This window comes from Patescibacteria group bacterium (genome assembly GCA_040390045.1).
Classification (GTDB): domain Bacteria; phylum Patescibacteriota; class Minisyncoccia; order Phycocordibacterales; family SIBU01; genus SIBU01.
Genome location: JAZJZC010000002.1, coordinates 159,815 through 168,728 on the forward strand (window position 1 = coordinate 159,815; position 8,914 = coordinate 168,728).

The following is an 8,914-nucleotide window of genomic DNA, read 5'->3' on the forward strand; positions in this document are numbered from 1 at the left end:
CTGTTTTTTATTTTTCTTATACACGCCACAAAAACCTCAATGTGGGTTATAATTCTTCACATGAGGCTCGTTCAAGTTCTCTGGTTTTATATTTTGTGGCACTATACGAAATCCTGGCAGGATGTCTTTCGAGTGATTTCAAACTATCTCTGGTTTGTCAGTAATTATTTTTCCATACAACTATTATCGAGAACGCTGTTTTCTCCGTGGCGCAGACTCTCTCTTTCTGGTGGCAAGGGTCAGGAGGATAGTTTTGTCGGAGCCTTACTCGTCAATACCATAATGAGAGTGGTTGGTTTTCTTATTCGATCTCTCACTATTTTCGCTGGTTGCATTGCGCTCCTACTCTCGGTTTTTGTCGCTGGCATATTTTTAATTTTGTGGCTCATTTTCCCGGTCGCTGTCTTTTTCTTATTTTTTGGAGGTTTGGGGAAAGTTTTGCAGGGTTTGTTGGGATGATTAATTACGTTATGAACCAAGACGGCATTAAAAAATCAATAGACAATTTTTATCCCGCGATTGTATTCGATGCGTTTTTGAGTCGACAGACCAGAGAATCTATCGACCGGATTTTGAAAACATTTTTAATTTTGCTCTGTATTCCAGTGGCCTTTTGTATTCTGATTTCGATTGTTGAGCATTTTTCCTCGCAATATTCTTTTTTGGTTTTTCCAGCACAGGTTTCTTTTTGGGTTCATCAAGTGACTGATCGATCCGATTTAATTTACGGAGTTTTCATGATGTTCCTATCTGTTTGGCTAATTTCGCAAGCCTTTCGGGCGTTTTACTATTCCTATTATTTCAAAGGTTTTAAAACAAGAATGCCTGAGAGTCATTTGTCAGATGAGGCGCCAGCCATGACGTTCGAAGCGGCAAAAGTTTTATATGAATCCTATTCTTGTGGCGATTTGACTATGGGTTTTGTCAGATCAGATTTAGGTTTTCTTTCTTTAATTCGTTCGGGTGTTGGCAGAGATTTTCTAAACAATTTTTTTGCGCACCGGGTTGGAGTGGCGGATCCTTTGCATTGTTCGTTTAGTAAAAAGCCGGAAGAAGGTCCGGTGGGTCTCGCTGATGTTGCAGAAGCCCTTGCATCGATGGATCAAGAATTTATGAAAGCTCTTGCGTTACAGGAAATTTCACCGAGAGATTTTTCCGGCGCGGCGCATTGGGTGGAACGGACAGAAATTTTTTTCCGAAGTCGAGACAGATTTTGGGGCAAGGATTCACTCGGGAAAATTCCTGGTATTGGCAAAGACTGGGCGTACGGCGGTTCTTACACGTTAGAAAAATTTGCGCATGATATTACGGAACGGGAAATTAGCGAGGAGGATGTGCGAAGTCACGAGAAAGAACTCGAGGAACTGGAAGCGGTACTCGCGCGCACCGGAGAGTCCAACGTGCTTTTGGTGGCGGAAGAAGGCGGGGGAGCGCTTGATGTGGTGTTTGCCTTGGGCACAAAAATTTCTCGAGGAAATGTTTTGCCGGCGCTCGAACATAAACGTCTATATCTTTTTGACACCAACGCATTTATCGCTTTTGTTAAGATCAAGGCAAAATTTGAATTTGAATTGTTACATATTTTAAACGAATCGGTTCATTCAGGTCACGTGATTTTTGTTGTTTCCGATTTGCCCAATTTTGTGGAGAGCGCAAAAAGTTTAGGTTCCGATGTCCTAGCGCTTCTTGATCCGTACTTGGCCCTGCCAAAGTTTCAGATGATTGCTATCTCAGACACTGGGGCTTTTCACCAAGGGCTCGAAGAGCAGGGAAAAATTTTGCACCGGTTTGAAAAAGTGTTGGTACAGGAGCGAGATGTGGCATCGACGATGAAAGTTTTGGAAGATCGAGCAATTTTGGAAGAGGGAAAGGGTGATGTTTATTTTACATACCAAAGTTTGGAGGCTGTGGCTGACGGAGCGAAACGATATTTTACTGAAGGTGTACTTTCCGACAAGGCGTTGCACCTTTTGGCAGAACTGGTGCCAGCCGTTGAAGCCAAAGGAAAAAAGTTTGTTGAGCGAGCCGATGTTTTGAGTTTGATTCAATCAAAAACTGGCATCAAAACTGGCGCTATCGCAGGGCAGGAAAAAGACACACTGTTAAATCTTGAGGCTATTTTGCACAAACGCGTTGTCGGTCAGGAAGAGGCGGTGAAAGTTATTTCGGATTCAATGCGTCGCGCTCGATCGGATATCGAAAATCCAGAACGTCCGATGGGTTCATTCTTGTTTTTAGGGCCGACAGGTGTTGGAAAAACTGAAACTACCAAAGCGTTGGCCGCAGTCTTTTTTGGCAACGAAGATTCTATTATTCGATTCGATATGTCCGAGTTCCATTCGCCTGACGCCATCACGCGGCTTATTGGATCATCTGAAAGTGGCAAGGCAGGAGTGCTGTCGTCAAAACTGCGCGAACAATCCTACGGAGTTTTGCTTCTCGATGAATTTGAAAAAGCGAACAGTGAAGTGCACAATCTTTTTCTCCAGATTTTAGACGAAGGATTTTTCTCAGACATGTCAGGCAAAAAAGTGAATGCCAGAAATCTTATTATCGTCGCCACTTCAAACGCGGGGAGCGATTTAATTTGGAAATTGATGCAAGAAGGGAAGGATTTGACGGCCAACAAAAATGAAGTGATTAATGCGATTATCGGTCAGGGAGTTTTCAAGCCGGAACTTCTGAACCGATTTGATGGCGTGGTACTGTTCCACCCACTTTCTCCCGCGCACTTACAAAAAATTGCCAATTTTATGTTGCAAAAATTACAAAAGCGTTTGGCGGAAAAGGGAATTGAACTGGTGATTAATGATGTACTTTTGGCGGCGGTGATGAAGGCGGGAGTTGATCCACAATTCGGTGCGCGTCCGATGAACCGCGCTATTCAAGAAAAAGTGGAGCAGGCGGTGGCGCAGAGAATGATTGCGGGAACGGCGAAGTCGGGAACGAGAGTTGAGTTAACACCTGAGGAATTGGTATAAAAAAACTCTTCCCACAAGGAAAGAGTTACTCATTCAAGGTCGCACGAGGTGGTCCGCCCAACCTTCGAGCCTCAAGGGTCCTTAAATCTTTTCCGGTCGCCGGTAGTTCGACTGCAGGAGCGTTGGTTGTTTGCGGCGAATTGAGATCGCTGAGATCAACCAAGGAAACTCCAGTGTCATCCTTGTTTGCCACAACGACATGGCCCACTATAGATGCCGGCACCGACCGCGAAAGGTTGTATATTTTGCTTTCGCCATTCGGTGAGAACTCTTTGCTTCCTGGATTGAGTTCCAAGGGTTGGAGTCCGACGAGATAGTCGAAGCTGGTTGATCCCCGGTTGCGAAAGGCAAAAGTCACTTTGTAAAAGCCTTTCTGCTCGAGAGCGGTCTCGGGTGCAGGTAACCCTAGGTGTTCTTTTTTTTCGTGTACTCCCAACAAAAGTACTAAAAATAGTTGAGCTAAGACTCCCAAGCCGACGGGGATAATTCGATTGGGGCGGCCTTCGAGACGTGAAGCAAAAACTATGTACAGTGAAGTCGCGGCAATTCCTAGCAAGAGTAAGTTATATGAGTTCATTTTTTACGATTCAAATTTCTTCTGTTTTCCACACTACTATTTAATTTGGTTTTTGTCAAATAATTTGTCAAAAAAATGCCCCGATGGACATCGGGACAACCTTGAGAATTTACGGCTCGAGAAGCGGTTGGTTTAAGCTGTTTGCCAGTTCACGCAGAGTAACCACAGCAGAATCAATTTGAACAACTAGCCCGCAAGTTTGGCAATGCAAAACCCTGACGAGTGGGGAACGATTTACCAACTGTATCCTTCCTGGTGCACACGAGTGGGCAAAGGTACTCTCTGCAATTGTCCGGATTTGCCGCACCTCGTGGGTATTTGTCTCGAGTGGTTTTCCCCAAACAAGAAGGTCTCCATCGCCGTTTGGCAGTCTGATTTTGGCGATGAGCCGCTGGCCTCCATTTTGTCTTTGCATAATCTTGGATCTGAAACTTTCGGCACTGTAACACGACCTTTTCCGCATATCAAATAGGTGTGGTAGAGTGTCGTTTATGAATCAAGGATTTTGGGAAAAATTGAAGAAACCTATTATGGTCTTGGCGCCAATGGCGGATGTGACTGATGCGGCCTTTCGACGTTTAATAGCAAAATATGGTCGGCCGGACGTTACCTGGACTGAGTTTGTTTCGGCCGATGGACTTTGTCACCCCGATGGAAGAAAAAAACTTTTGATTGATTTGGCGTACACTGAAGCTGAACGTCCGATCGTGGCCCAGCTTTTTTCTGGCAATCCGGAAAAAATGTTTGAAGCGGCAAAGCTTGTTCGTGAGCTCGGTTTCGACGGGCTTGATATCAATATGGGCTGTCCTGATCGTTCGATTGAAAAATCCGGCGCGGGAGCAATTTTAATTAAAAATCCCGCCCAAGCTAGGGCTGTAATTCGTGCAGCCAAGGAGGGCGCGGGAGGATTACCGGTGTCGGTCAAAACCCGCATTGGATATAACAAAAATGAATTGGAAACTTGGCTTCCAGAACTTTTGGAAGAACATCCGGCGGTAGTCACGATTCACGCGCGAACTCGAAAAGAAATGTCGCTTGTGCCTGCGCGTTGGGAGCATGTGAAGCGGGCGGTAGAAATTCGCAACGAATTAAAAAGTGAGACGCTGATTTTTGGCAATGGTGATGTTTTAAATTTAGATGATGCTCGGGCCAAGGTGCACGAAACTGGATGCGATGGGGTGATGCTTGGGAGGGCAATTTTTGGCAACCCGTTTCTTTTTTCTGACTTAAGAAAAAAGAAACGTCCTGAGGCTTCCGAAGGGCAGCCACAAATGGAAAGTGTGTCTGGACGTCTTCAAGTAATGCTCGAACACACCAAACTTTTCGATGAACTTTTTCATGGTATTAAAAATTTCGCCATTATGAAAAAACATTATAAAGCGTACGTTCAGGGTTTTGATGGATCAAAGGAGTTACGAATTAAACTGATGGAGGCGGAAAATGTGGCTGATGTTGAGAGGGTGGTAACGGAGTATCTCAAAAGTCTATAGGTTGTTGTTTGTTACGGTGACTTGTGTTATTTTGCTTTTTCTTGTAAAATGTCGTTCTTGCTTTAAGGTGATGGCAAATCAAATAGCGGGGTAGAGTAACAGTAATTCGCAAGGCTCATAACCTTGAGATTCCCGTGCAAATCGGGACCCCGCAACAAGTTAAGAAAGACATCACAACTTTATTGTGGTGTTTTTCTTTGCCAAAAAGTTTTTGTTTTTAGCGAAATTTTGTGTATTATAGAGTCCATTAGGCCATTTTTATATATTTTATTTGCCGAGGTAGCTCAATGGTTGAGCATTGCACTCATAAAGCAAAGGGTGTGGGTCCGATTCCCACCCTCGGCACAAACGCAGTTCTGATGAAAGTTGGTTTTATGCTACAATTGCATTAGTAAGTAGTCAGCGGTAAAAATAAAAACGAAGGAAAAAACGATATGAAAATCATGGCTGTTGCCGTGGTTGCAGTTTGTTTGTTCTCGCGGGTGTTTGGTCAAACGAACCTCTCGACATTTATGAGCTCGCCAATCTTGGCGGCGGGTTCAGAAAGTTTTGTGGCCAGGAAATCAGTTGTGCCCGTAGTCGCGAAGGGAAGTGAGATTGGGTCGACTTTAACCAATCTGTCGATCAGCATGGTCAAACCGCCTAAAGCGGAAACCTCGCCTATTGGCAGGAAGGTTGATCTCGCAGAGTACGAGCGAGCGCCGAAATCGGCATGGGACAATCTATACTACGCCCATCAGCAAGAGATCCGCGGCCAGAATCTCGAAGAGGCCGATCTTTTTGGGAAAGTGTTCCAGTTTGGAAAAACTACCGTGGTGTTTCCCGGCTGTTTGTGGCAAAACCCGGCGTTTAGTAAAGAGCGGGTGACCATCGGAGGTTTCGTTTTTTGGAAGTTGCAGTAAGTGATGCGGTCCGACTCCCGGGCCGCTCTTTTTGTTTTGAATGATTAGTATATTGTCCTGTCACAGCGTATACTAGTAACTGTGCCTGTTTATAAAAAAGTTAATAAAAATTTCTTTAAAAAATGGAGCCCTCAAATGGCTTACGTTTCAGGATTTTTTGCCGCCGACGGTTACATTACCGTCAATCGACGCGGTGGTCAGTTTTGGTGCATAGACATCGTTGACAAAAAACTTCTCGAGAGGATTAAGACAGAAATTGCAGCCGATCATAAAATTAGTATTCGTAAAAGACATCAAGATAAATATACCAGTTATCGTTTGCAAATTGGCAGTATTGAAATGTGCGACGATTTGCGAAGTTTGGGTTTTAATGAGAGAAAAACAAAAAGTTTAGCTGTGCCGAATGTTCCTCGTAAGCATTTTTCTGATTTTGTCAGAGGCTATTTTGACGGTGATGGTCACGTGTGGATGGGTGTATCCAACAGGGAGAGGAAAAAAACACATGTGGTTATTCAAACGGTTTTTACTTCATGCTCAAAAATTTTTTTGCAAAGACTCAGTAAAAAATTAGAGTTTGGAAAGATGAGCAAAGGTAGAGTTTCTAAGGGCGCGGGTGATTATTACCGATTAACCTACAGCGTTTCCGACTCTTTGAAATTATACGATTTTATGTATAATAGTCGTATTCTAGAAAACAAGCTTTTTCTACAGAGGAAGAAGTCTGTTTTTGAGAAGTTTAAGAGTTTGCGGCTGTAGCTCAACGGTAGAGCACTCCCCTGTAGATATTGCAGCTTTCTGTCGAAACGGCAGATTGAAACTCTCTGGGATAACGGTGAAGGCTAAATTTGCCAAATGGTGAACAAGCGAATACCGTGGGAACCCTTCCACAATTTTACTTTCATAACCAATAAGTAAAGAGAAGGGGCGCCGTAGAGACTAGATACCAGAGCATCTAAATTCCGTTTTTTTGGAACACGGTGAAGATATAGTCCACGCCTTTATGAAAATATAGGATAAGTGCACGGGAGAGGCCGTGGGGTCAGCACCCATCAGCCGCGCAAAATTAAACGCCGAAAGGCGTTTTAATTTTGCGCGGCTGAGGAAGCAATTGGTATTGCTTCCGTATGGGTGCTGACCAGCGGAGGCATATTTTTTCAGTAGAAAAAATGCCCCACGCTGGTGCCCAGAAAATTTTCTGCGACGGCAGAAAATTATTCGCGGGCAGCACCCACCGTATTCAATTTGGAAAAAGTAACGGTCGCTGTACTGTTCCTGTAAGGAAAGCCTCATCAGCCGCGCATCGATTTGGTATAATTAATATATGAAACTTGGGGATGTCAGAAATGACGGTAAGTATATAGACCTATGGTCAGTTAATCATTTTCTGTCTGGTATTGTTTATTCTGGTTGGATGTTTGAATGGGGATTTAGTCTGTGGTTTGTTTTTATCAGTTACTTTGTTCTTGCAGTACTATGGGAACTTTATGAATTATACGCAGGTATATTTGAGCATTTAGGCAATAAAGTTATGGATGTTGTTACAGGAGTTATAGGATTCTTTCTAATCTTCCTGACTCATATTTTTGATTATAAAAATCTTTTAATAGTTACGGCAATATATATTATTTTGGAATTGTATTGTTATATTGATTATCAATTAAGAGGAAAGCACCAGCCCAGTTCTAATATCCTCCACTAGTCCGCGCATAGGAAGATTTCTAGATAATATCTTTTAGTGGTAAGGACTTTTTAGTTCTAACCTGGTTTCTTAATATGTTATAATTTTCTGATGCCCCAGATAAATTACAAAAATAAGCCACGGCTTTCAGAGCATGAGATCGATAAAATATCCAATGATCGGCGCATAACACTTGTTCCACTTCTAGAATCTTTTCTCTCTTCCGATGAAATGTTCGTTGGTAAGGATATCTCCGTTGAATATTCCCACCAAGGTGTCTCAGCCTTGGTGGCATTTATTGAAGCAGGCGCAGATAAGTATGTTCTTAAAATTCCTTTGAAACCTACTGCCGAAGGAGAAGCTCTGTTCCTAAAGAAATGGGAAGAGGTTGGAGTAACGGTGCCACACGTGTATAAGGAAGGAAAACTAGGAGACCACCACTACACACTCATGAGCTTTGTCGACGCACCTATGCTTTCCGAAGCAATAAAGAATGGTCTAGTCAAGAGTGATATATGGGTCGACTTAGGAAAGATTCTTCGTAATATGCACAAGCCCAGCGCTGAAGGTTACGGCGGCGTTGTTGATGGTAAGGCAGAATACACGACATTTAAGGATTGGATTACGAGTGAAAAAGTGCAAGAGAAAATCAAATACGTTGAAGAGGCGGGTTTATTAGATACGAAGCTTTGGCCGATCTCAAATGTGATTGACACTCTTGTCGCTTATGATGAGCGTAATCCAAAGAGTTCTTATTGCCATATGGACTTTTGTGCAGATGATATTATGGCATCTGTCCCTATTACAATAATTGACCCAGACCCAATGCTCAACAATGGGATCATAGACATCGGCTGTAGCCTCCAAGTACTGAGTGCGCAGGGCAACTATGATCATGTTGAAGATCTCAAAGAAGGCTATTTCTCAAACAATGTATCGTATGACAAATCAGCATTACGTGCGGCCATTATTCTAAGCGCTTATATGAAGTTCCGATATTGGCATAAGACTGGTAGGGATAAGGAAATGGCAATGGTAAAGAAGTATTTAATTGAGACTTGCTGAACAAAGTAAATTATTGCTCTACCCAAACACTCAAATTCGGTACATAAGGACTAGGGCTAACTTTCATAAGTTCAGTTCTCACGTCGTCCACTAGTCCGCCCAGCAAAAAAGCCCTCCGGGGCTTTTTTCTTTGAGATATTTTGCAGTTCCTGAGATAATTTGTTACGCGCCGCCTGCGGGGTGTTGATGACGGCGCTGAAGTTGTCGATCCCGTACATCCC

The 8,914-nt window shown here is 43.3% G+C and carries 9 protein-coding genes and 1 tRNA gene; 9 read left to right on the plus strand and 1 reads right to left on the minus strand.

The genetic code is table 11. The features are described 5' to 3' along the window. Positions 1 to 60 precede the first annotated feature (60 nt). Positions 61 to 459 carry a hypothetical protein gene (locus V4467_02720; GenBank protein ID MES2087883.1) on the plus strand — a complete coding sequence of 133 codons (399 nt, stop codon included), beginning with the start codon at positions 61 to 63 and terminating at the stop codon, positions 457 to 459. Continuing rightward, on the plus strand, positions 456 to 2,981 hold the full coding sequence (locus V4467_02725; protein ID MES2087884.1) for an AAA family ATPase: 2,526 nt from the start codon (positions 456 to 458) through the stop codon (positions 2,979 to 2,981). The genes V4467_02720 and V4467_02725 overlap by 4 nt, the downstream gene beginning before the upstream one ends. A gap of 25 nt (positions 2,982 to 3,006) precedes the next feature. Here the strand turns inward: V4467_02725 and V4467_02730 are convergent, their stop codons facing one another. After that, a complete protein-coding gene (locus V4467_02730) occupies positions 3,007 to 3,558 on the minus strand; it encodes a hypothetical protein (protein ID MES2087885.1) in 552 nt (183 codons plus the stop codon). Positions 3,559 to 3,763: 205 nt separating this feature from the next. Here V4467_02730 and V4467_02735 point away from each other — a divergent pair, with 205 nt between their 5' ends. From V4467_02735 to V4467_02765, 7 genes are all read left to right on the plus strand, one after another. Continuing rightward, entirely contained in the window at positions 3,764 to 4,030 is a 267-nt protein-coding gene (locus V4467_02735; GenBank protein MES2087886.1) for a hypothetical protein, read from the plus strand. A gap of 19 nt (positions 4,031 to 4,049) precedes the next feature. Continuing rightward, positions 4,050 to 5,048 (plus strand): tRNA-dihydrouridine synthase, encoded by a 999-nt coding sequence (locus V4467_02740; GenBank protein ID MES2087887.1) that lies wholly within the window; start codon positions 4,050 to 4,052, stop codon positions 5,046 to 5,048. 273 nt (positions 5,049 to 5,321) lie between these two features. After that, positions 5,322 to 5,393, plus strand: a tRNA-Met gene (locus V4467_02745). Between the two features lie 89 nt (positions 5,394 to 5,482). Continuing rightward, positions 5,483 to 5,950, plus strand: a complete 468-nt coding sequence (locus V4467_02750) for a hypothetical protein (protein MES2087888.1) — start codon at positions 5,483 to 5,485, stop codon at positions 5,948 to 5,950. Positions 5,951 to 6,085: 135 nt separating this feature from the next. Next, the gene (locus V4467_02755) at positions 6,086 to 6,706 is read left to right on the plus strand and encodes an LAGLIDADG family homing endonuclease (protein ID MES2087889.1); all 621 of its coding nucleotides are present in this window, start codon (positions 6,086 to 6,088) and stop codon (positions 6,704 to 6,706) included. 565 nt (positions 6,707 to 7,271) lie between these two features. After that, entirely contained in the window at positions 7,272 to 7,649 is a 378-nt protein-coding gene (locus V4467_02760) for a hypothetical protein (GenBank protein ID MES2087890.1), read from the plus strand. A gap of 90 nt (positions 7,650 to 7,739) precedes the next feature. Continuing rightward, the gene (locus V4467_02765; GenBank protein ID MES2087891.1) at positions 7,740 to 8,693 is read left to right on the plus strand and encodes a phosphotransferase; all 954 of its coding nucleotides are present in this window, start codon (positions 7,740 to 7,742) and stop codon (positions 8,691 to 8,693) included. The last annotated feature ends 221 nt before the right edge of the window (positions 8,694 to 8,914 follow it).